We start from the raw sequence: 23,979 nt of genomic DNA on the forward strand, positions 1-23,979 counted from the left end.
TATTAATGCTTTTTAAGTGGATTTCCTATGGCTCTTTCGAAGTTTCTCGATCCCAAGAATGATATATCGTTCAAGCGCATCTTTGGTACTGAAAAAATAAAGATATCCTTATTCACTTTCTTAATGATATTCTCGGCTTTGCTGGAACAAATGCAATACAGGATATAGAGTTTTTAAGTACTATTCAAGATCCTGATATTGCTTCTAAAAAACAAAGCATTGTTGATGCTCTTTGTAGAGATAAAAATGGGCTGCAAGTGATAGTCGAAATGCAGGTCGCTAAAACTAAGGGCTTTGAAAAACGTGCTCAATACTATGCTGCTAAAGCCTATTCAAGACAGGCTGACAAAGGCGATCAATATCATGACCTTAAGGAAATTATCTTTATTGCTATAGCAGACTGTATTTTATTTCCTGATAAGTCTGAGTATAAGTCAAAGCATACCATTCGCGATGAAGATACTAATGAACATGATCTAAAAGATTTTTACTTTATATTTATTGAGTTGCCTAAATTTCCAAAAACCAAAGAAGATCAGCTTTCAAGTATTGTTGAGAAATGGGTCTACTTCTTTAAATATGCAGATGAGACTAGTGAAGAAGAGCTGGAAAAAATAATAGGTAGTGATCTAATAATTAAAAAGGCCTATGAAGAACTAAATAGGTTCAACTGGTCAGAAAAAGAATTTATTGCCTATGAACAGGAAATAAAACGTATTCTTGATGAACAGGCTGTCCTTGCTCAAAAACTTGATGATGCTACTGCAAAAGGCATCCTCATCGGACATGAAAAAGGCAGAAAAGAGAGGGAAATTGAAGTTGCAAAGAATCTACTTAAAGCAGGAGTTTCTATTGATATCATAGCTCAAACTACTGGTCTTACAGCTAATGAAATTAAAGACTTAAGCTCTTTGGATGTTTAGATGAACATCTTTGTACTAGATGAAAACCCAGAGATTGCGGCAAAAATGTTATGTGATAAGCATATAGTAAAAATGCTATTAGAAACTGCTCAGTTACTGAGTAATGTTTTTTCAATAGCATTAAAAGTGCCAAATCCTTTAGTCAGCATCACAGACCAGAATATAGAAGTTCCATATAAACTTACTCACAAAAACCACCCTTGTTCTCTATGGGCTAGACAATCCAAAGGGAACTTTTTCTGGTTAATAAAATACGGAAGGGAGCTGTGCAAAGAGTATACTTGGCGATATAAAAGAAAACATAGATCAGAAGAAGTTATAGATTGGTGTGATAGTAATAAGAATTTGCTTGTTTTTCAATCAACCGATATAAAGCCTTTTGTACAGGCGTTACCAGATCAATATAAGTCTAGTCATTCAGTAAAAGCTTACAGAGAGTACTACCTAAAAGAAAAGATGAGGTTTGCTAAGTGGGAAAAGGGTAGAGAAGTACCGGATTGGTTGCTAAGCAGAATCGTACGTCTGAAAAGCCGCAAATAAAAAGAACGCCTTAATTAGTAGAGAGGAAGGTGCATAAAAACTAAAACATCTTCTCACTTTAACTCTTAATTAGATTTGAGGTAAATCATTAAAATCTCCACTCTTTTAACTGAGTCTGATAAAATTTAAAAACGGCAGTTTATTGAATACTTTACATGATTAAACCATTAAAACTCTTCAATTTTACTGAATTGATGGTAATTTCAAGGTATTTGCTGCTCAAATTTAGATACATGCTAATTTCTCTATTATAAATACTTAAATTATAAACTATTTACTCTTTAATTTTGGTTATTAGTACTGCGATCCAGAGGTATTCCAACATCACTCACTTCAGAAGAGCAAAGTACTCTGATAATCTGGAATTTCAAAGTAAGGTCTCGATATTACTTCTTTTATAACCTAACGAAAATCTGAGTTCAGAACATAAAACCAGTCCCTTAATATAACTACTTTGCTGTTCCCTTACTATCATTTACAAAGAAGCCCTTATATTTTTCTACTAAATCTGGTCTTTTCTTCATCTATATCTCCTTCTACACCTAGAACTCTATTCGCCAATTCCCTATTCTCTAGAGAAATAAGTAATGCTCTATATCACCGTCAGAAATTAATCTGCCGCACCGAGAACTGATAGACCTTTTTATCTTTCCCATTATCTCTTTTCTTGGGGTGAGTAAAACAATATATTTTTCCACATAGTTATAAGCTGGGAACCATAAAAACAGCTTCATGATCAGCCATTTTAAAAGTTCGATCAAGTTCAATATTCCTAAGCGTTGTACTTGCCTTATATGAACAATAACATCCCAATGTAAGGAAAGTTAATGCAGTCAAAGCAAGTGAAATAGATATTCCTAAATGAGACATTGTTAAACTTGTGCCAACAGCAAATACTCCAGATAATATAAGAGAAGCAGAGGCATAAATTATTTGCTTTCTACTCTGAGCTCTTGCTTCTGAGAATTGAGATTTTACTGCTGAACTTTGTTCAGAGACTCGAGATAGGTTGCTAGTCCTTTTACTATAACCTTGTTTTACATTAACACCCACAGACTCAGTGGCAACTTTTGAATCCATCTCATCCTGGATTGATATATCAATATTTTCCGGCTGTTCATTAGCTAGAATAAGCTCATCATGCAAATTTTTTACAGAGCAAAAATGTGAGGGATCGATACTAAAGCTTTCTTCAATGCCTTCTAATCGTTTATTCTCTTCCTTTAATCGTTCTATATTTCCTCGTAATATACTATTTTCTAATAGCAATTCCTCACATTGTTTCCCTTTTGCATCTATCTCTTGTTCCAGCTTTACTAGTTTAATTTCATAGTCTTTACATAACTCAGCTTTTCCTTCCGGTATATCTGCATCCTCCACTTGTATACACGAATCTTCGGTTTCTCTTTTTGTCTTTTCCGCTCTTAACAAATACTCATAATCATCTTCTAACCCATTTATTTTTTGCATTAATCGTTGATTGTTCTCATTCAGCCCATTTATAACTTCCTGCATCTTTTCTTTTTTATTAAATAGCAATTCCTTTTCTTCTTTCGCTGTAGCAAGTTTTTCCTTAAGTTCATCATTTTCTGCTAGAAAATCTTTATTCTCTTTTTCAAGTTTATCTACTTTTTTCTCTAACTCTTGAACACTGTTATCTAAGGATTCATTCATCTTTTCCAATCTCTTCAATTTTTGTTCAAGATACATGCTTTTAGAATCACTTTGTGGTAATCTTGTACCAATATCTACGAGAATTTCTCCTACAAAATCCATAAACTTTTTGAAATGTCTCTCATGAACTATCACTTCTTCACTTAGTGTAGTATTACCCAGCTTTTCCACAATTTCTTGGATTTTTTTTAAACTATTGGATAATAGCTCCATTCGTTCAACAATTTTAGTTACTTCACTTACGTTCAATTCATCACTCAGATCTGCATTACTAGTATAATTCTCACCAGTGGTAACTAGGTTAGATGGATTGGCAGGTTTAATCGGGGTACTCGTATCAACAGAAGCTCCAAATGGCATAAACAGTGCACTTCGGCTGCTCTTAATCGATCTACCTAGTGAAGGTATATCACTATTATAAAGTGTTCTATCACCACTAGAGGCAACTTGCTCTTGTCTATAATTTGTAGAAGTTCCTGTTGGACTAGTACCATTTTTCTGATCTTCTCTACTGCTTTCATTCGTAAAGCGCTTCACTCCCATTACCCTCCTAACATTCTCTCCAAGTTCTTCTCTTTCGATTATAATACGAGATTCATTTTTTTCATAGTTAATTTTATCATATAATTGTTCACATTCTTTGTAGGACAATATTGGTTGTAGCGTCTTCTTCTTTACTTCTTCATCGTAGAAAGCTCTCAGCTTATCATTTGATAATATTGCTATAGCTTCTTTTACATCAGGATGCAATTGAGAATGCCCATTTTTGCATGAATGAACACGGTTCAGTAGAAAAATCTTAACAGAGTGTTGCTTGTATTCCATAATTTCCTCTAATGTAATCCCCATAACTTTTTCTTGTGATTCTATGTATCCTAGAGCTTCTTCAAAGTCTTGTCTGTTAGAGGTGAGAGGTTGAGCTTTTTTTAACTTTTTGATCTCACTATCTTTTGGATGCACACCATTAACTTCAATAACAGGGATAACACTTGCAGAGTCAATCGCATTTAACACAATACTACAATCATCTTGATTTTTTAGGAAAGCTTTTAGCTGTTTTTTAAAGTTCAATAAATTACTTAATTTATCTTCATTAGTTTTAGATTTTTTGATTTGATCATAAACGTTTCTGGCTGCTTGGTTATTCTCTTTATCAGTCCTTATTTTACTTTCTAACTTACCAAGGAGTTTGCTCAGTGGTTTTTTAAGTTTCTTATAATCGTTAACAAGCAGTTCTCTTATCCGTCTTTCAAAATCTCCTTTTTCTTTGAATCTCAAAACAGTATATAGATCATCTTCAGCCCTCTGCTGATCGGATTTTGTATTTACAACCATAACCTTACCTAACACTAACAGATACTGCTGAACAGAACTTAAGGGCGAAGTTAAAACACACTTAGTTAAAGTCATAAGCACTTCTCCAATTAATCTTACTAATATTCTTCTGGAAAACAACATATCTACTGACCTTATTCTTGGGAATATAAATAGAAAAAGTGCATCACCTATAGTCTCCAGAAAACCTGGTGTTAGCTGTCAAATTAAGATTTCTAGAAAATACTCAATAATTCCAGACAGATTTCTCTAGGCCTGACCAGAACGTTTGGGTATCAAATAGGTCTTTCTGGAGTAATTAGGTGTTGTAACTTAGTTACAAATTTAGTACCATAGCGTTGTTTTCATGATATAGGGAGGTTTAAATGCCAATAGAAACAAAACGTCAGCCTGAAGTGCTTAAAAAGCTACAAGATGTGATAAAACATACAGATCGTGACATTGCGGCTGGAAGAAAGTTAGCTATTAAAAGGTGGGTCGAGACCTATATAGAGTATATCAAACTTTTTAAGGATGATAAGCTGGAATTCTTATATAATGTTTTTCGAGATGAAGGTTGTTGGTTAGGTACAAGGTTAAATAATACTGTTTTAGGTCAGAAATTGACTGAAGAGAAAATAGGAGAAATCGATAACCCACTACCAAGGTATGGTATGGCATCTAGGTACTGTATAACGGGCAAGATAGGTGATTTTTTCAACAAACAGTTTGTACTCTCTAGAGGTCAATTTACTTCAGAAGAGGTAGATAGTCAAGGTAATCCGATCAGTGATCAATATGTAAGAAACATTCTGCTATCATCCATGAAGAGAAATGGTCCTGTGTTTGATTTCTGGATCGATAGAGAATCTGGGGAATTAAAGAAGTATGATGCAGTAGAAGGTTTTGACAGTGCTGTAAAACTTAAGTGGAGCGAAGGGGTAGAGTATTTTTATAATCAGTTAGAGGAAAAAGATAAGGAGAAGAAGCTTACAGAAGCTATTGTTGCTCTTTCTCGTCCTCAATCTGTTGAGAAAGACGCTCCTATTTTAGATTTTTGTGTAAGGAATATAGGCGATAAAGATACTCTTTTACAGAAATTATTGCAGAAAGATAAGGGAGTATATTCCCTTCTTGCTGAATTAATAGAGTCATGTTTTTTTGATACGGTTCATGATTTGGTACAGTACTGGTGTTATAAAGGCGTTTCAGCAGGAGGAGACTGTTCGGACAAGATATTCTCACAGCAAGACTATGAACTTTTTCTTTATTCACTTTCAAATGTGATGTTGAAAAATCCTGAGTTAAGTGTTCAAGCTAGATCCCTTATTATGGAGATTTGGAAATGTGAACGCTTTGCTGAATACAGAGAGACCTCTGTTAATACTTCTAATTATACAGTTCCTATAAAGAGTGTACTTGGGGGATTAATCATTAATTGGAAACGAGAAGATGTTTGTAAGCCCGATAGGGAAATAGAGAAAGAAGAAATATTAGATATGATTTCATTTGCCAAAGGTTGCTTTCCTGAAAAGTTTGACCTTTTTAAAGAAGTCATGATAGAAAATCTTAGAATATGTGGTAGGGAAGGAAAGAGGAAAGGTGTAGATTACGGCAAGTTTGCAGAAGAGTTATTTCTTCAGTTAGAGAAAGTAACTTTACCTTCTGTAGGTGATGGTCCTTGGAATAATTTGCGGTCTCAATCTAAGGTATCTTTGCCACTTGATGGTTCTGGTGATGGCCCACAGTCTGAGTTTGAAGCTCCTAATGTGAGTGGTATTTCTGGTTCTCATAAGAAAAGAAGAATCTAGTCTACTCATTAATGTGAGTGGTTTTTCTGGTCTTAGCAAATAGAGAGGTGCTTTGTGTCTTTAATAAGAAGTTTAGGTGTCCGTTCAGCAGAGCGGCAAAATAAGGTAGACAAAGCAAGATAATAAAGATAATCATAGGGTAAATATGAGGTAATATGGTAAACCTTTTAGAACTCTGCAAAAATTTACAGCAAAAAATAGAAAAGTTAGAAGCAAAAATAGAAAGATTGGAAAGAGAGAATGAAAGTTTAAAAGCAGAGCATGAGGCTTTAAAGATAGAGAACGCTGAATTAAAGGAAAGGCTAGGTTTAAATTCAAAAAACTCATCAATTCCCAATTCAAAAGAATTATACAAAATGAAAAAGGAAAAGCCAAAAAGCGAAAGAAAGATTGGTGGTCAAGTTGGGCATAAGGGTAATTATCGTGCTAAAATGGAAGCAGATGAGGTGATAAAGATAGAGTTGTCACCTACTTGCGAATGCGGAGGGAAGATTGCAATATGCGAAAAACCTTATATTCATCAGAAAGTAGATCTTCCGGAGATTAAGGCTTATGTAATGGAATATCAGTTGGAACATGGCCGTTGTCAGAGATGCGGAAAAAGAAGAAGTAGCAAGTTACCAGAGGGTGTTACGCCAGATACATTTGGCCCAAGGGTTAAGTCAGTAGTTGCAGCACTCAGTGGGTTTTATAAAAATTCAAAGCGCGAAGTAGCTAGCATCATAAATGATATCTTCAATTTGAACATAAGCGTCGGTAGCATATCAAATAGTGAACATAGAGTTGCTTCAAAATGCAAAAAAATGTATGAGCAGATCGAACAAGAGATAAGTAGGAGTAAAGTTCTACATATTGATGAAACGAGCCATTATAACAAAGGTAAACTCGCTTGGTGTTGGATGTTTGCAAGCAATACGGCAAGTTTTGTGAAGTTGACAGAGTCAAGGGGAATGAAAGTTTTAAAAAATAGTGTATGCTGCAATCGTAATAGCTTGGTAGTAACCGACAGATATGCAGCATACAACTACTTTGCTAATGAAAGAAGGCAAATCTGTTGGGCACACTTAGCAAGGGATTTTGAAAGATTAGCGCATAGTTGGAAATTTGAAGTTAAAGTTCTGGGCTGTTACTTGAGAAATGTAGCCACTGAGTTATTTGCACTGAAAAAAGCTTTACTAAAAAATGAGATAGATGTTTCAAGATTTATTAGACGTGCCAAGAAATTGCGAAAACGTACAAGGTATTATTTGAAGGAAATATCTCGCTTACCTGAAGCAATTGGAGCGTCTCGAGTTGCAAAGAATATTTTGAAATCTGAAAGAATGATGTGGAAATTTTTAGATGACCCAGAAAATACTCCGCTGACAAATAATCACGCTGAACGGCAAATACGGCATTATGTCGTTTATCGCAAAAATTCATATTTTACACAATCAGAACGAGGAAACTCATTCCTTGAGCAAATAATTTCGTTATACTTAACATGGAAACAGAGGAGGCTAAACCCTTTTCACAATCTTCTATCTATCGTTTCTTAAACCACTCTGCTGAACGGATACTTTTAGAGAGCACAAAATATAAAAGTTAGTGGTCACAAAGTTATTTAAGTAATACTTCTATTCAAGGTCATTTGATTCAGGATAAAGCTAAGTTAGTCTCTTAATTTTTTGATCTCATCTAAAGAAAGGCCGGTTATTTCAGCGATAACATCAATAGAAACACCGGCCTTGAGTGAGTTTTTTGCAACTTCAATTTTACCTTCAATTTTACCTTTTTCATGGCCGATTTGGATGCCTTCTTGTCTACCTTTTTCTTGACCAACTTTAAGACCCTCATCAAATTTTTGAGCAAAAGCAGCAATCTCATCCATTATGCGTTTTTTCATTTGCTCATATGCTAATAACTCTTCTTCTGACCAATTAAACTTATTCATCTCTTCATAAGCTCGTTTTATTATTAGGTCACTACCAACTATCTTATCTAGATCCTCTTCCCTTGTTTCTCCTGCGTATCTAAAAAAGTAACACCATTTTTCTACTATATTTTCTAGTTGGTCTTCTTTGTTTTTCGTAAATTTTGGTAGTTCTATGAATACGAAGTAAAAATCCTTTAAGTCATGTTCAAAGCTATTTTGATCTAAAATGACATGATTAGATTTGTACTCAGCCTTATCTGGAAAAATAATACAATCAGCAACAGCAATAAAGATAATTTCCTTGAGGTTATGATAATCATCACCTTGATCTGCTTGACTTGAATAGGCTTTAGCAGCATAATATTGAGCACGCTTTTAAAGCCCTTAGTTTTAGTGAACTCCATCTCTATGATGTATCTGGAACCTTGAGAGTCCTTACAAAGAACATCAACAATACTCTGCTTTTTAGCGGCAACTTCAGGGTCTAAAATGGTAGCTAAGAATTCAACATCGTGAATAGCCGCTAAGCCAGTAAAGCCTAAAATATCGTTCAAGAAATGAATGAGGATATCTTTATTCTTCTCGGTGCCAAATATTCTTTTCAATGCATAATCGTTGCGTGCGTCAAGAAACTTCGAAAGAGCCATGAGAAAGTAAGTTAAAAAGCATTAATAATTATACACAATTCTGAAGAAATATTCAACTAAAATGCAAACATTTTGTATATCTTTATTTGGTAGTATTAACCTGTATAATATTTATGACAAATACCTCGATAAGGTACCAGATAGCACAAAAAGTAAGGAGCTGGAGGTTAAAACAAAAATATACCCTGAAAAACTTAGCAGACAAGGCAGGCATAAACTATCATACACTGCTAAGATATGAGCAAGGAGCATGTGGCATTCCAATTGGAAGGCTAAAAATCCTAGCAGAGTCGTTATCAATCCCTATTAGAAATCTCTTTCCAAGACAAAAAGTACTAAAAGAAAACAGTTGTTTTGATAAAGCTAAGACCCAGGAAATGTATAATTTCATAGAAAAAACAGGAGGACGCAAAGCAATTTATATGTTAACCAAATCTGTCCGAGCTGAAGAAGAAAGTAATGTAAAAGCAGCAAGAATAAGAATTGCAAGGAATCTAGTTAAGGCAGGCTGAGGTTATCTATCGAGTAACAGGCTTATCAATTGAAGAATATGCTGATAAAGAGAGATACGAGCCAAACGGAGGACAAGAGATAAAAAAATGGAGAATAATAAGAGGATATACGCAAGAAGAATTAGCAAAAAAGCTTAATGTAGGGCCCTTACAGATACATCACTATGAACAAGGTAACGTTACTCTTTTAAGTGAAAGGTTGTGGGAGATAGCAAGAGAATTGTCAGTAGATGCTGAAGATCTAATAAAGGAGTACAAAGAAAGTGATTGCGAAGGAGAAAGTGAATTATTAAGTTTGGCAAGAGAATATAGAAAAATTGACAATCAGGAATCACGAGATGAGCTAAATATATGGGTAGAATTTTTCTTGCAAAGAAAGCAAATTTACAAAGAGAAGATTGATAAAGTAGAGGAAATGAAAGTTACAAATAATTTACTTCAGTTAGGTTTTTCTACTGATGTTATTTCTAGAATAATTGATTAACAACAACCTTTTTACATAACTTGAAAACAAATATATATTAATATCTTTACTTATTCATGAAAAAATAAGTAAAAAAGATTGAAAAATTGATTTGACTTCACTCGAAAGCTATGGCTCTACGCCAATGCTGATAAAAAACAGCAGTAAATAATTAAAAACAATTTGTTATTAACGAGGAGTATATTTTATGAATAATGGTAAAAAACTTACAGAAGAAATAGAGAAAGTATTACAAAGTGGAGGAGGAAGTGCTCTATTTGATCGCGAAATAGTGGCAGTACTTCTAGGAGCAGTTCACGACAGAAAGCAAGCACAAGATGTTACTAAAACTATAATGGATAATTGCCCAGGAATAGGAGAAATTTTAGGGCGAGAAATCGATGATCTGAAAATGATAGAAGGAATGACCGAACATGCAGCCGCAGCAATTGAATGTGTTAAAGAAGCTTATAAAAGAGCACTAAGAGAAGGATTAAAGAGAGGACCTGTAATGGATAGCCAAGAAAAGCTGATAGAGTATGTAAGGGTAAATATAGGCTTTTCAGCAAAAGAAGCTGTTCAGATAATATACTTGGATAAACAGCACCGTCTGATAAGAGATGAAGTGTATTTTGGTACAATAGATGAAGTACACTTATCTGAAAGGAAAGTGGTAAAAAAGGCATTATCAATTATTCAAATCTTTTCTTCATGCTGTCGATTCTTCTTTCTTATGACCTTTTTGGACTATTATGGGAAGGGCTATAGTACTCCCAACCAGAACTTCACTTTCAGCCAAATAAAAACCCAAAACTTCTTTTCTGCCATTTTGCTAATATGTTATACATACATTTGCTTACACAATGCCCGTCCTCCTTGACCTTAAAAAACCATGAACACTATTGGATATACAGATTGCAGCGGACGACTGCGCCATTCGTTGATTACCGGTAACAATTTGTCAGTAATACTTGATATCTCTGCTGCAGATATTTTATATTTCTTCTACATGCGATGCTATATCCCATGCCACTGGCATATGTACTTAAAACCTTTGCTTCAAGTTCGGTTGTTTGCCTTTTTCTGACTACTTGTGGCTCGAAACTTCCTTCTCTATCTCTTGGTGTCAATAGTTCAAATACTTGTCCGTAAAGTCTTTGAATTTCTTCGGTTGTTTTCTTCGCTTTCAGCTGACAAATGGTTTTCTATCTCGCCTTCCCTCTAGCAGTTTTTTTATAAATGGTGTTAATGCTCCATCTCTTCCTGTCAATGGTCTTCCTTCTCGTATAGATGATAAGATATTTGTTTCTAATTCTTTATAGTCTACCAAACCGGTAGTTGCGTTTGCTTGACTCATTGTCAAACCTCCATTTTTTTATCAATTTATTACTTTACTTCTCGGTTTGACACAGTTTATTTAACACTCCCAAGCTTAATAGACAAATGGTAGGCAAAAAGCTTGTTACACCACCTCCAACGTTTCCATTACCCTTTTCCTTAAGTCATAACTATATGCTACTGGCATCCTTACCTTCACTACTATAAATCCATATCTTACTCTTTTTGGACTATTATGAGAAGGGCTATAGTTCCTTCTTTCTTTATCATTTATTTTGATAGTTCCAATCCTATGTTTATCACTATAACCAACACTGCCTGGCTCTAAATTAAAAAGCATCTTCGCTCCTCTTGTTTTTACATTTTAGTATAATGCAGATAATTTGTATTATCATAATCCTGGACCATATCCCCTTGCATTTACTTTGAGTAGTTGATTTTTATTAACCCCCTCTAGAAAGCTAGATGGATTTTCTATTGTATAATCTGACTGTTTAATAGCCTTATCTAACTCTTCAAATACGCTGCTATTTCTTTTAAAATACCCATATTCTATAGCTGTTAAAACACTTTTCCCCCCTAATAGACAATTTAGCCCTAAACTTGATTTATTCTCTAATTTGTTAAATCTTACTTCATCGACAAGCCTCACCTCTATTTTATTACTATCTTTCTCATTAGGACATAGATGAATACTGATCTCTCCTACTTCAGTGGTAAAAGACATTTCAATGATATCTCCTGAGATGTCTGTATAATTTCTCCTTCCTTCTATGTTTTCAACTCTAATTATACTTTTTCCAACTTGAACTATACCAATATTTAGATTTAAATCTTTAGCTTTTTGATTATTGAATATCTTTGCAACTTCAATAGTACTATTTTGTGGGTAATCTATACAAAAATATCCATTATCTATTTCTAGTTCAAAGTCATGTTTATCAATTTGCTCACTTTTACTTATAATACTTTCAAGTGCTAACTCCTTCAGCTTTGAAAGGTTTGCTTTTCGCTGACCTAAGGTATCTTTATCTGAACAAATTACGTTTACTACATCTCCATGCTCTTCATCGCTAAATCTGTTTAAAGATGCACCTTCTGATATTATCTGAAATATTTTTTTCTTGTGTAAAAACTCATAAATTCGAGTAGTGTCAGCAGATAAATATAGCTTTGGGAATGTGTCAGCTATACGATCTATCAAGGACATATCAGATTTATATGGAAAAGTGAACATTATTCCTTGTTTCAGTGCTTCGTTTATAACTTTATCAAGTTCTTTTTCGCACTCCTCATAATCTTCTTCGCTACCAGAGTAACCTAAAATGTCCAGATAATCATGGATCTTATTTATTTTTTGCCAAATACTTTCATACTTTTCTTCTTCTCTTGTATTCGGTTTTACTTTCGCTAAAGAAAAAGAATCTTTTTGACGAATTAAAACAAAAGTATCTTTTTCTTTATGAATTATGGCTTCATCATAGAATAGTTGACTGTAACGCCTACCAAAACTTTCATCATAATCAGGGCAAGGGCTAACATTGTTGTCATCGTCACTTTCACTATCCGTTTCGTTCCATACTTCAATTGGGAAATCATTATTTTCAAGGTTTTCATCTTCACTTGTTCGACAATTTTCTGTTTTTCCATATAGCCAGGTTGATTTCTGGTCATCGCTACTTTCATCGTCAGCTTCATTCCATACTCCAATCTCGAAATCAGTATTTTCAAGGTTTTTATCTTCACTTGTTCGATAATTTTCTGCTTCTCTATCTGGTAAGGTTGATTCTTGGTCATTATTATCAATAATATGTTTAATTTTCACTTCAGGTACAAACTGAAGCTTTGCTATTTCTTCTCTTACGTTTTCTTTGTTTATTTCATCTGCAAGAGACACTTCATTACTAATATAGAAATTTTTCTGTTTTAAACTTTCGTTTTCCTTCTGCAGTCTATTGAATTCTGCAAATAGTTCTTTATACTCTGATAAATAAATACAAAATTGATCTCTTACATCATTAAGCTCCTTCTCTTTTTCTAATATCTGATTTTCATAATCACCTTTCAAATCCTCTATACTGTTTATCAGCACTGTACTTTCTTTTCTTACTCTATTTAACTCATCTTCAGTCAAAACCAGTTTTTGCTGTAATTCTTCATTTATTTTGTCTGTTAACTGAATTTCATTCTTTGCCTCTTTTAATTGATTATTTAAGTTCTTAATTATATCACTTTTGTTCTGAGTTTCTAATAATAATATTTCTACTTTCTGTTTTAGCTGTTCGATGTCTTGATCATTTTCAGTTAAATTTCTCGTCCTTCTTTGTAATTCAACTTCAAGCCTTTTAATTTTCCCTTCCAGGGTTTGCATTTCTCTGGTAAGTTCACTTACTTCTTCGTAATACTCTTCTACTCTTTTCTTATAGTGTTTTTGTAACTCTACATTTTTTTTAAGATCAAAATTTTCTTGTTGTAGATTTTCTATTTTACTTTTCAAACTATCTATTGCTTGATTTTCTTCATTGCTTCTAAGAAACTCCCTCAACCAGTTCATCTTTTTGAACTAAGATGTAGCCAAATTCCTGTGCTTTTTTGATCAAGTTTTTTTTAACTCTCTCTTTGTAACGTGTTTCATAATAGTTCATTCCTTTTTCAACATACTCTTGCCCATACTTTAGCATACTATAAAAAATGCATGCTAGTTTTCTTGCGGTAGCCGTGATTGCTTTTGGTGCACCTAGTCGTCTCTTTATTCTTCTACAGTACGCACCTATTCCGCTGTTGCTTCTTGATACACAGTGAGCAGCTATTCGAAATGCATTTGCAGCACGATTAATGACTTTACGCGTTCTTGTGCTAAACACTTTTTCTCCTGTAATTTTATTGGCAGGGCTGAGCCCTAACCACGATGAAAAGTGTTTTTCTGTCCGCCATCTATTAGGGTTTATGCCAGTTTCTGAAATTATTGTTTGTATGGTTACTACATCAAGTCCTGGAACTTTTGTGAAATCCCTACCTGTAATTCTATGCAGTTCTTCGTGTATAGCAAAGTTTGGCCTATGTTTTGTAGACTTACGCTTTATTTTATTACATAGCTTGTTCCCACCTGACTTTGTCTCAAATGTTTTATAATATCCTTCAATACTTCTATCACATTCTGCTATTTTTTCCTGATAAATATTGTATAGCTCAAACTCTTGTTTTAGTGTAAACAGGTGTTCCTCTCTATAGTCTCCTGCTAATGCTTTTGCAATGGTAGATTTATCATTTTTTATTCGTCCATCTCTTAATTCAGCTAATTTTTCTGGATTTCTTTCACCTTCAAGTATTGCTTTAATAATTTGTATGCCAGTAACTCCTGTTATATCGCTTATCACCTTATGCAATTGAATGTTCATTTGAATTAACGCTTTTTGCATACGTTGAATGTGTGCTGCTGCACTTTTTATTAGGTTATCTCGTTGTCTAGCGTAGCTGCGTAATACACAAATTTGATTATCTGGTCTAAATGACCCTTGAAGCAGTCCATAGCTATGCAGTTGTTGTAACCACTGGCAATCCTGAACATCAGATTTTCTTCCAGGCACATTCTTAACATATTTTGCGTTTACTAATTTTACTTCAAATCCATATGATTCAAGTACTTGAAACAAAGGGATCCAATACACTCCTGTTGATTCCATGGCTATTGTAGTAACTTTGCACCTCTTTAACCACTTTGCTAAGTTATAAAGATCTTCTGTGAAGCAGCAGAATTTTTGTATATTCTGTTTATCTCTTCCTTCTGGTACACATACATAATGCACAGATGAACCAATATCTATTCCTGCCGCATCAGGGTTCATTACCTCTAATTTACTTTTTGTTTTTGCCATTTCTAACCTCCATCATATAATAGTTGAAAAGCACTTCAGCTTGGAACGGTTGAATTATACGCTCTTCTAATCGAGGTAGTCTCAAAGACTCCATCAGTGGTTTGATCGTTCCTTCCAAAACCATGCTAACCTACGGGCACTAAGGCACCATTGCCTATTCGGCTATAACTGCAGAAGCGCTTCTCCGTAAAATTATATTCAAAAAAGTAGAAAATAGGAGTTTCTTTCTGGTTTGACAGGTTTTATATCTGTCCGATGCTAATCTCAAATACCTCTTCAGGAAAATCTTCAAATTCACAAGATGAATTGCCTTCAAGGTCGTTACTACCAAATAAATTATATTGTACTACCTGCTTTAAACTAAACATACCTATACCCCCTACTAAAATAAACAAGTAATATATTGTATGCGCTATATATCATAAATACAATCAATTTGAATATAATCTATTTACTAATTCGTATTGTGAATTTTTATAGAGTAGGTTTAGGTGTAAAATATTATAATACCATTAAAGCAGGTGAATAAAGCACAGTCTTTTTGAGCGGATAAATTTAATGAAAAGACCATACTAATTAGTGTTATAAGGAATCGAATTATTGACTCTTCTGAAATTGCAAAAAAGGTCATATATTTGTGAGAACACGTTGCGTAAAAATAAGGTTATAAAAATAGAAGATTTAAATTATTTCCATAAGCTTGAGCAAATTAGTTCGTATATAAATTTGGTGAAAGTAGGCTAAAATAGCTAGTTTCGTGTTGTATTAAAATTACTATAAAGGAAAGTTCGCATAGGTTGCGTGGTAGACCAATCCATCCCAAAACAAGCAGTTCTCACGCTTGCTGATTTTAGTTATCGGAAATGGCTGTATTGTTTCAGTTTTGAGTAATATGTAAAGTTGAATTAGTACTTAAAAATAGAAAGAGTACATTGCAGTAAAAAAACAGAAGTGTTTTTGCAAGTACTGGCTTTAGTTTTAAAAATACAAACTAAAATAAAATGCTAAAAAGTTCTTGCTCTGCTAGATCTTTTTAGCTATAATGTAACTCAATGTAAAGAATACATGGGGTGTTAGATGAATTGTATTATGTACATCATTCAGAAAGCAATCCTGGCTTTTTTAAGAATATATCTAGTTTAGTAAGAAATCAAAAGAAAGGCACACTGTTACTCAGCAATCAAAGTTACTTAGGATTACCGTAAAGTTTCTACAGCAAATTGGTTTGGTACAGCTGCATAAGAATCAAATGAATTAGATGTCAAAACCAATCTTCAGAAAAGAGGTTTACGACAAAACAATCAAAATATGAATATTAAAATATAGGGGGCTTTATGTTAGGTAAAGAAAATACAAAGGAACAAGTAACAGATAATCAATCTAGGTTAATAAGAACGCAAAAAGAAGACACATTGTCATCTAGTAGTCAGCAAATATTACAGCTGCCAGAAGGTTTTACAATAGGGAAAGCAGTTGGAGGAGGGGATGGTTTCTTTCACGCGGTTGTACAAGGACTTAAGCAATTAAAGCCAGGAACAAGTGTTACTGTGAAATCTTTGAGAGAAATTTGTAGGAAGCAAGCTTTAATTAGTCAAGAAATGAAAGAAAAGATTATAGCCGATGCTAGAAACCGTGAAGATTCTAAAGTAATACCTCCAGGGCCTGGTATTGATGATGATGAATTATGGAAGACTTATTTGGTTGGTATAGAATACAGTAATGAAGATATAGAAAGAATGCAGAAGGACAATAAAGAAGTGGCTTCATCATTAACTGATTTAAAGTATGGAAATACGTTGCAGGTTCCTATATGTGGCAGACCTAAAATTGAGGGAAGCATGATTTGTAATGAATATAATGTTAAGCTGCATGTTATTGAATATCTTCCCATATATGAATGGTCAGGGTCTCTTATTGATGGATTAGGATCCAAATTTGTAAGTACAGATTATAATGAAAAAGATACTATACATATAATAAATAAAGGAGATTTTCATTTTGAGCCAATCTTGAGCGAGACACTATTAATAAGTGAAATACAGAAAGAATTTACTAGTATTCTAGAGGGTTCTAATCTTATAGAAGATAGAAAGCTTGAAAAGCTAAAAAGTTTTTTTGAAGCATATCCGAGTCTAAACGTTAATTTTCAGGTGAATCAATATAATGATACACCGATACATATTGCTGTTCGTGTGGGAGAATTAAAAATTGTTAGGTTTTTGCTAAAGATAGGAGCACAAGTTGATGTTGTAAATGGAGAGGGAAAGACTCCTATAGATATTGCTAAAGATAATAACAGAAAAGATATCGCTAAGATACTGCAACCGCTTATTTCATATGAAGAAGTTGATATACCAGGAGATGGCAGTTGCTTATTTTGGTCCGTTGCTTTAGCTTACTTAACTCCCGTAAAATTTGATGATTATGCCTTTCATGAAAGGTTTAAAGAATTATTTGCGAGCGACCATGATGTACATTCAATTCAAAGGCTAATGCAAAGTAATGCAAATATTTATGAAGATAGTGTAATGAGGCGGTTGGTAACGAAGACATTTCGTTGTGAGGTTGCTGATGAAGTATGTTTCAGCCAAAGAAGATTTGAAAATAAGGTTGAGATTATGGATCTTTTTGAGAGTCACAGTGGAAGTTATTTTACAGGAGGTACCTTTAAAAAAGAGTTTGAACATGAATTCGGTGCTGAAAAAATTGAGCAGTATAATATTGACACTAGTAAACTCCAACCCAATTTTTTTGATGAAAGTGCAATAAAGGAAATTTGTACTGAACTTAATAAGATAAAAAAACGTGATCAAGTTCAGGAATTTATATTTGATACATACTTGAAATGCATGGAAATGACTCAAACTTGGGGTGGAAAGCATGAAATAAATGCAATGTCTGATCTACTAAATACAGCGATAATAGTGTCTGAAAAAGATTCAAAAGATCTTATATACAATGAAAAGAAAAAATACTGTAACAAAATACGCTTGTCTTATAAAGAAAATAATCATTATCAATTTTATCAAGTAGAGTATTCAAATTTGATGAAGTTTGTTCTGAGTTTCATTCAATCATTTGAAACGAGGCTTATTATATATGATATACTTGCAAGTACACTGAGAGAGGGGAACAGAATATTTTCGGATGGGGTGAGCATTAACAGGTTTGTGCAAAGTATTTTTGGATGTTCAACACATGATGATTGGGAGATGTTTGGTATGAAAGCATCTTTGAGAGAAGGTAATGTAACAAAAGCGACAAAAAGTTTTATTAATCTATCAGACTTAATAGGAACGTTTAATGAATATAAACTGGGCTTTAGAAAAATATTAATGGATGCTGGATGCAATATTTTTCAAAGTTTTGAAATGCAGTTTGAGAAAATAGGTTTTGATCATGTTTCAAAGATAGCAGATGATATCGTAGATAAGATAATTGAATATTACATTCAGAAAGAATACAAGGGAGATTTGAGCAATATAAGAATAGCTGAAACCCTTGTTCTAAATACATACTTTCAAGGTATGTCTGCGCAGTATGGAGAAATAAGTTATAATCTTAGAGACCTATATGAAAATATCGGAATTGCAGAAGGCAGTGAAGGCTCTTTCGTCTATTATAGAAAGAAAAGTGAGGATAAATCTAGTCAGTATGGTTATCGCCGTTCCCTTATGGGTGAAAAGTCGAAAAGAACATATGATACAAGATATATTAGAGTAGAAGCTACAAACGTAGAACTTGAAAACTATGTGTATACTTTAGATGCCTTAAATATACAAGAATTTAAGGCTAAAGTGGAGAAGGTATTTTATATTGTCAATAAAGAAATCCAAATGCCAAGCAAAAAGATAATTGAGGATCTTATAGTAAAAATTAAATCCCATATTGAACAAGAGGTAAGCTTTTTAAACGAGCATATCTTATTTTGTTGTCAAGAGCGCAAACAAAATTTAGATATGAATTTGAAATACTTAGTTAAAGAAGAAGGAAAAAAAGAACAACATATAATAGGAGGCAAAGAGTTAATAGGAAGAACTGAAAAAAATAGTGATGTTGTATCTTTGATGGAAAAAAATTTAAAAACAATTCCAAATTCGTTTTATTATCTAAAAGTAAAAGAAGCATTTGTAAATCATGCTGAAACAGTCTCTCAAAACTATAGCAACCTACTTGAATCAGAGCATGGTAATACAGCAAGATCTAGGAGTTTTTGGCCTAGTATAAAAGTATCAGATATAAAAAGATTATCATCTCTACTTGGGAAAATGAATTTTAAGGATGTATGTGCTCCAGTAGAAGAATTCACTGGAAGAAAGAAACAAATAGAGGAGATATATACAAAATTACATGGGGGAGAAGTAATAATAGTAGGTCCATCTGGAATTGGCAAAACTCAACTAGCTAGAAAATTTGTTGAAGAAAACAAAGGAGTTTATCTTCATATCTATGAGGTAAATACTCAAGATATATTGTCCATAGAAAGTTCTTTTGATTCCCTTGTCCGAGATAGGCTAAGCATGTGTATGGAAAGAGAAAGAAATAAAGTAGAGGAAAAATGCCTATTCCTTTTTCAGGGAGTTAAAAAAGAAGATCTAGAGAGAATTTTAAAGATCAGAGGTAAAAGAGGTGGTTTTGACTGCTTATTTACTTCTTCTGATCAAGGTTATCAAGATATAGCAGAAGTGTCTTTAGATAGTCTTGGAGAAAAAGAAGCTATACAACTTGTAAAAAGAATTTTAGAGATAGCAGATAAGTCGCAAGATGAAAAAATAAAAGCACTAATAAGAAAACTCGAAGGTTTTCCATTAGCTATAAATCTAGCAGTAGCATGTATTAAAAACAAAGGATCAAGCTCTTTGAGCGAAGCATTTGGAATTTTTGAATATTTAATACAATACGAAAGGTTTAATCAGAAATTTCCACGAAACACTAGACAAAATGAATACGATAGAATACTGCAAATAACATTACTAATCTCGATGGAAACAATAGAAAAGATGAGTTCTGGAGAGAAAGTTCTAAAAATTTTAAATGCTATGGCTTATTTTGGTCATGGTACAATTGATCCCAATTTATTTCTTCCCTGGATTAGATATGAGGATAGGCTATACTCCATTTTTAAATTGCTAGAACAATATTCGATAATTTATCCAAAAAAGGAAGGTAAATACAAGGTCTATACTATGCATGAATTAATAAAAAAAGTAATACGTTCACAGTTTACCATAGATGAGGAAAAACACATATTAAGTTGTGTCATAGAACTGGTATCTGAAACTGAAGGAGGGTTTTTAGATGTAGTTCACCTCTTATCTTTGTTTGATCATGGTCAAAAATATGACTATCTAATAGAAGAAAATAAGAATCTTCCTTGTTTAATTTTAAGTGGCTTAAATGAGTTATATGAGTATCAAAAAGTTATCAATCTTACGTCGCAATTATATCAATTACTTGCTGTAGATGATGGATATTCAAGGTTGATCAAATATGAGTTTGCCTGTGCGCGAGCTGGTTTGGGATGGTATGATAAAGCATTAAAAGTCTTTCTAGATTTGAAAAAATTAGAGAAGGTAAATGATGTATTTCCTTCTCTTGCTTTGGATAAAAAAATACTTTCTATTTATCTCAAACAAAAAAATTATAAAAAAGCATTGTCGTACAGTAAATACAATAACTTTATATTTACTAGTTCATTTAACGAAGAAATCATGGAACTTATAGAAGAACATCTAGATATGGCAGTTATTATAGCTGAAGTATTTGTAATGCAAAAAAGATATACTGATGCATTTACAACTTTGTACTATGTAAGACAACTGAGAAATGAAATTTTCCTTAAAATAAGTGATTTTAACTCCGATGATGATCCTTATCTTGATCCTTCCGAGGTGTATGAATTTTATAATTTAGATACAAAATATATCTATGCCTTAGCATATTTCTTTATGAGTCAAGAAAGAAAAAAAGTAACTATAAATGAAGAAGCGTTACCACATAAAGAAGATTTACCTCGTGAATTGAGTATACAAGCTTTATTTAGGCAGCTACAAGATATTCTGATAAATCAAGAGAGTAGTCAGTACTTACAACCGGCTCCTTATTTTGTTGCAATAGAGGTAGGAAAAGTAATTCAAAGAGAATTAAGAGAGAAAGCATTGCAATATTTTGAGAAAGTGCTGAAGCTACAAAAAAATTATGGATTTTTAGATAATCATCCTAACGTACTATCTGTGAAGTTTTATATAGCTGTTTTACATAGTTGCTTAGAGGATAAAGAAAAAGCATTACAAGAACTTCAACGATTGCAAGAATTACAAGAGAAGGTTATAGGGATAAATCATCTTGATACTTTAGATACTGTATATGCTATACAAAAGTTGTTTACTAGAGATGAAGATAAATCAACATATTTAAAAAATGAGGTAGAAAAAAGAGAATCGCTCTTACAATTTGAAAAATCTGATTTGAATGCTAAGGGTGTCTCAATCTTAAAAGAGCTTTATGTAGAAAAAAATAGCGAAAGTTCTTCTTCAGTATCAAGTGAAGAGTTACTGCTAGGAAACAAAAGGTTTCTAGACACAGAGAGTACAAAAACTAAAAGGAGAAAAATAGATAACCAGCCAGCCATTAAGAGTTATCTTAACGATGTCAACGTAAATCTTAGCCGTCAGCAAGATGCTATAGTCAATTTATAATATTGACTGGCAAAACATTATCTTCTTACAACAGATGGGTCTAGATGCTTAAATTTTTAATATTATTTAATGATAATCTAAGGACAATTACAGTAAGGTTTCAGCAGAAGTTTAGATACATGGTTCCAGAGTGTGATGGTAGTGTAAATAAATGAGGAGCACTGTAAACATATAAATTCGAAAGGTGTAAGACCATTAAGAGTTTTAATTCTTCTAGCATAATTGTAAGCCATCATAAAATTGTAAAGATGCTTTTTGAGCTGCTGATGTGAGCGGTGGTAATATTTTTTAACTGTAGCATTTTTAAAAGTTTTATTCATACGTTCAACTTGCCCATTTGTCCAAGACTTTTGTCAAATGGTGTTCAGTGTCATTTTCTTCACAAACTCTATTAAATATGTGTTGAAAAGCGTATTTATGGTGCTTCTGGGAGGCTTTGTTGAATGGCAAGGAATGAGGAGGAGTAATGAAAGGAATTTACGAGGCAAATTTGAAAATAGGCATACCTATATCAGTAAAGTTATTAATCTAATAGCATTTTAAAAGCACCTCTTTGAGAGGGAGTGTTAAATAAACCATACGCGTCAAGTTAAGGAAAAGTGGTATAAGGAAGAAAGGAAACGAAAAAAACTATTTTATATATTAAGTAATAAAGTTATTAATTTATAGATTCTTCTGAAAAAATCATCTTCTTCTAGATAAGAACTCCCTAAAAAAATAAATGTAACAAATAAAATGCCCATCTCAAATGTTGCTATATTTCACGATATTTCCTTAACTTGACGCGTATGGTTTATTTAACACTCCCATTTATCTTATTTTTTATTGGCAGACAGCTTGCTTAAACCCATAAAATCTCTTCATCTGCTCACTCCACAGCATCGGTATTTCTCTCAAGTCAACCAACTTCAAATCTCTTGGCTGCCTTCCATTTACTATATCTTCTTTAATTTTTGGTGCTAAATAATTTAATCTTAAAATTTGGTGTATACGTCTTGTACCTATATTAATTTTGGCACTCAGCTCTTTCACACTTCTGTATTTTCCTTCTTCTAGTTGCCGTTTCCACAGATGGGCTCTTACCACTGCTTTGAGTAACGCATTATTTGTTTTTCCTTCTGGCTCGATTACTGTGCATTTGTTTCCTTTCTTCTTCATTGGTATAAATTTTTCCTCTGATTCAGAACTCACCTCTATTCCATCCTCTCTCACCAATACTGTTCTTATTAACTTTTTCACTACTTCTTTCTGTTTTCCAAAACTTAAATTTTTCCACTCTTCTGCTTTTTCTCTCCATTTTTCATATAGCTGCTCCGCTTTCTTCATTATTTCTTTTTCCACTTCTCCTGCTACTATTGTTCGGTTTATTGATTCACAATTCTTTCCCCTTAAGTGATTGTTGCATACGTAATATCGGTACCTTTTATTCTCTTTTTTTGAGTACGTCAAAGGGTTCTGTCGCATTTGTAGGGAAGTAGAAAGAAGAATGATATAATTGTCTAAAAAAAAAGCAAAGATGTTTCGTATCAATCAAAAATTGTTGCCATATTTCAAAGGATTTAGCTTTTCAGCGGATGTTATCTGTATACATGAAATGTCGATTCTCTTTGAGCTATCGAGATTTGGAAGAAATGATGAGTATAAGGGGAGCAAAATGCTACGTTACAAAGGTGGGTTATCACCACTGATAGATGAGGCAGTAAGGAAAAGAAAGAAGCAGGTTGGTAGTAGTTGGAGAGACTTACATTAAATTAAACGGTAAATGGGTTTATTTATATAGAGCACTATTGGTAATACTTCCTCTTGTGTGTTAGTAGAGACAAGTCTGCAGCACTTGCATTCTTTCGTAAAGCCTTCAGGAGTAACTATCTTCCTGAGAAAATTGTAATTGATAAAAGCGGCAGTAATACTGCTGCTCTTGATGATTTGAATGCAGAAATTTCTGAAGATTACAGTTCTTCAAATAAAATATCTAAATAATATTGTTGATAGATTTATCAAAAAACTAATAAAGCCAATGCTTGGGTTTAAAAGCTTCCATTCCGCAAAGATTACCATCACAGGCATAGAAAATATTCGTATGATTCAAAAAAGACAAATTATTAAAATAATGTTTCTACTTTTGAGAATTTTGCTATGTTAATGGCTTCATAACTCCTATAATCCCACCTTTAATGATCTTCTTTCCTATGGTTTATAGATGCGACAGAACCTTTTTTAGTGCTGTGCATATTTGGCAGTAGACGTTTACTTATTACTAAATTTATTA

12 protein-coding genes and 7 pseudogenes are annotated in these 23,979 nt (G+C 33.2%); 10 read left to right on the forward strand and 9 right to left on the reverse strand.

Features of this window, described 5'->3' with window-relative positions; translation table 11 throughout:
• Positions 1 to 27: 27 nt before the first annotated feature.
• Positions 28 to 923: pseudogene (locus ACE38P_RS01335) on the forward strand (Rpn family recombination-promoting nuclease/putative transposase).
• The gene (locus tag ACE38P_RS01340; protein ID WP_010082266.1) at positions 924 to 1,463 is read left to right on the forward strand and encodes a pyrimidine dimer DNA glycosylase/endonuclease V; all 540 of its coding nucleotides are present in this window, start codon (positions 924 to 926) and stop codon (positions 1,461 to 1,463) included.
• Positions 1,464 to 2,165: 702 nt separating this feature from the next.
• Here the strand turns inward: ACE38P_RS01340 and ACE38P_RS01345 are convergent.
• A complete protein-coding gene (locus ACE38P_RS01345; protein WP_374699369.1) occupies positions 2,166 to 4,547 on the reverse strand; it encodes a hypothetical protein in 2,382 nt (793 codons plus the stop codon).
• Between the two features lie 290 nt (positions 4,548 to 4,837).
• On the opposite strand from ACE38P_RS01345, the gene cifA reads away from it, so the two are divergent.
• Together cifA and tnpC are read left to right on the forward strand one after the other, a co-directional pair.
• The gene (gene cifA / locus ACE38P_RS01350; RefSeq protein ID WP_374699370.1) at positions 4,838 to 6,262 is read left to right on the forward strand and encodes a cytoplasmic incompatibility factor CifA; all 1,425 of its coding nucleotides are present in this window, start codon (positions 4,838 to 4,840) and stop codon (positions 6,260 to 6,262) included.
• A 155-nt stretch (positions 6,263 to 6,417) separates the two neighbouring features.
• On the forward strand, positions 6,418 to 7,800 hold the full coding sequence (gene tnpC / locus ACE38P_RS01355) for an IS66 family transposase (protein WP_374699327.1): 1,383 nt from the start codon (positions 6,418 to 6,420) through the stop codon (positions 7,798 to 7,800).
• Positions 7,801 to 7,913: 113 nt separating this feature from the next.
• Here tnpC and ACE38P_RS01360 read toward each other — a convergent pair.
• A pseudogene (locus ACE38P_RS01360) lies at positions 7,914 to 8,824 on the reverse strand (Rpn family recombination-promoting nuclease/putative transposase).
• A 113-nt stretch (positions 8,825 to 8,937) separates the two neighbouring features.
• Between ACE38P_RS01360 and ACE38P_RS01365 the strand changes: the two are divergent.
• The 3 genes and pseudogenes from ACE38P_RS01365 to ACE38P_RS01375 form a co-directional block, all read left to right on the forward strand.
• Positions 8,938 to 9,336 carry a helix-turn-helix domain-containing protein gene (locus tag ACE38P_RS01365; RefSeq protein ID WP_353281775.1) on the forward strand — a complete coding sequence of 133 codons (399 nt, stop codon included), beginning with the start codon at positions 8,938 to 8,940 and terminating at the stop codon, positions 9,334 to 9,336.
• Positions 9,337 to 9,433: 97 nt separating this feature from the next.
• A complete protein-coding gene (locus ACE38P_RS01370) occupies positions 9,434 to 9,820 on the forward strand; it encodes a helix-turn-helix domain-containing protein (protein ID WP_374699820.1) in 387 nt (128 codons plus the stop codon).
• Between the two features lie 490 nt (positions 9,821 to 10,310).
• Positions 10,311 to 10,478 (forward strand): annotated as a pseudogene (locus tag ACE38P_RS01375) (JAB domain-containing protein); the annotation flags it as partial.
• A gap of 105 nt (positions 10,479 to 10,583) precedes the next feature.
• On the opposite strand, the pseudogene ACE38P_RS01380 reads toward ACE38P_RS01375, so the two are convergent.
• The 5 genes and pseudogenes from ACE38P_RS01380 to ACE38P_RS01400 form a co-directional block, all read right to left on the reverse strand.
• Positions 10,584 to 11,156 (reverse strand): annotated as a pseudogene (locus tag ACE38P_RS01380) (transposase); the annotation flags it as partial.
• A 105-nt stretch (positions 11,157 to 11,261) separates the two neighbouring features.
• Positions 11,262 to 11,477 carry a hypothetical protein gene (locus tag ACE38P_RS01385; RefSeq protein WP_265015153.1) on the reverse strand — a complete coding sequence of 72 codons (216 nt, stop codon included), beginning with the start codon at positions 11,475 to 11,477 and terminating at the stop codon, positions 11,262 to 11,264.
• Positions 11,478 to 11,528: 51 nt separating this feature from the next.
• Positions 11,529 to 13,691, reverse strand: coding sequence for a hypothetical protein (locus ACE38P_RS01390; protein ID WP_374699371.1), 2,163 nt, complete (start codon positions 13,689 to 13,691; stop codon positions 11,529 to 11,531).
• Positions 13,666 to 15,012 (reverse strand): IS110 family transposase, encoded by a 1,347-nt coding sequence (locus ACE38P_RS01395; RefSeq protein ID WP_353280896.1) that lies wholly within the window; start codon positions 15,010 to 15,012, stop codon positions 13,666 to 13,668. Before ACE38P_RS01395 ends, ACE38P_RS01390 begins: the two co-directional genes overlap by 26 nt.
• Positions 15,013 to 15,254: 242 nt before the next feature.
• Positions 15,255 to 15,380, reverse strand: a complete 126-nt coding sequence (locus ACE38P_RS01400; protein WP_374699372.1) for a hypothetical protein — start codon at positions 15,378 to 15,380, stop codon at positions 15,255 to 15,257.
• A gap of 966 nt (positions 15,381 to 16,346) precedes the next feature.
• Here ACE38P_RS01400 and ACE38P_RS01405 point away from each other — a divergent pair.
• Positions 16,347 to 21,710: an ankyrin repeat domain-containing protein gene (locus ACE38P_RS01405; protein WP_374699373.1), complete on the forward strand. Its 5,364-nt coding sequence runs from the start codon at positions 16,347 to 16,349 to the stop codon at positions 21,708 to 21,710.
• Between the two features lie 77 nt (positions 21,711 to 21,787).
• On the opposite strand, the pseudogene ACE38P_RS01410 reads toward ACE38P_RS01405, so the two are convergent.
• Positions 21,788 to 22,124: pseudogene (locus tag ACE38P_RS01410) on the reverse strand (integrase core domain-containing protein); the annotation flags it as partial.
• A gap of 3 nt (positions 22,125 to 22,127) precedes the next feature.
• On the opposite strand from ACE38P_RS01410, the gene ACE38P_RS01415 reads away from it, so the two are divergent.
• Positions 22,128 to 22,253, forward strand: a complete 126-nt coding sequence (locus tag ACE38P_RS01415) for a hypothetical protein (RefSeq protein WP_374699836.1) — start codon at positions 22,128 to 22,130, stop codon at positions 22,251 to 22,253.
• A 279-nt stretch (positions 22,254 to 22,532) separates the two neighbouring features.
• Here the strand turns inward: ACE38P_RS01415 and ACE38P_RS01420 are convergent.
• Positions 22,533 to 23,159 (reverse strand): annotated as a pseudogene (locus ACE38P_RS01420) (zinc ribbon domain-containing protein); the annotation flags it as partial.
• 67 nt (positions 23,160 to 23,226) lie between these two features.
• Between ACE38P_RS01420 and ACE38P_RS01425 the strand changes: the two are divergent.
• A pseudogene (locus ACE38P_RS01425) lies at positions 23,227 to 23,864 on the forward strand (IS6 family transposase).
• The last annotated feature ends 115 nt before the right edge of the window (positions 23,865 to 23,979 follow it).

The sequence above is a fragment of the Wolbachia endosymbiont (group A) of Limnophora tigrina genome (genome assembly GCF_964263225.1).
Classification (GTDB): domain Bacteria; phylum Pseudomonadota; class Alphaproteobacteria; order Rickettsiales; family Anaplasmataceae; genus Wolbachia.

Excerpts from the sequence above, each read along its gene's own strand:
- ACE38P_RS01340 (WP_010082266.1), top strand. The coding sequence starts at position 924 with ATGAACATCTTTGTACTAGATGAAAACCCAGAGATTGCGGCAAAAATG.
- ACE38P_RS01345 (WP_374699369.1), bottom strand. The coding sequence starts at position 4,547 with ATGACTTTAACTAAGTGTGTTTTAACTTCGCCCTTAAGTTCTGTTCAG.
- cifA (WP_374699370.1), top strand. The coding sequence starts at position 4,838 with ATGCCAATAGAAACAAAACGTCAGCCTGAAGTGCTTAAAAAGCTACAA.
- tnpC (WP_374699327.1), top strand. The coding sequence starts at position 6,418 with ATGGTAAACCTTTTAGAACTCTGCAAAAATTTACAGCAAAAAATAGAA.
- ACE38P_RS01365 (WP_353281775.1), top strand. The coding sequence starts at position 8,938 with ATGACAAATACCTCGATAAGGTACCAGATAGCACAAAAAGTAAGGAGC.
- ACE38P_RS01385 (WP_265015153.1), bottom strand. The coding sequence starts at position 11,477 with ATGCTTTTTAATTTAGAGCCAGGCAGTGTTGGTTATAGTGATAAACAT.
- ACE38P_RS01390 (WP_374699371.1), bottom strand. The coding sequence starts at position 13,691 with ATGAACTGGTTGAGGGAGTTTCTTAGAAGCAATGAAGAAAATCAAGCA.
- ACE38P_RS01395 (WP_353280896.1), bottom strand. The coding sequence starts at position 15,012 with ATGGCAAAAACAAAAAGTAAATTAGAGGTAATGAACCCTGATGCGGCA.
- ACE38P_RS01400 (WP_374699372.1), bottom strand. The coding sequence starts at position 15,380 with ATGTTTAGTTTAAAGCAGGTAGTACAATATAATTTATTTGGTAGTAAC.
- ACE38P_RS01405 (WP_374699373.1), top strand. The coding sequence starts at position 16,347 with ATGTTAGGTAAAGAAAATACAAAGGAACAAGTAACAGATAATCAATCT.
- ACE38P_RS01415 (WP_374699836.1), top strand. The coding sequence starts at position 22,128 with ATGGTGCTTCTGGGAGGCTTTGTTGAATGGCAAGGAATGAGGAGGAGT.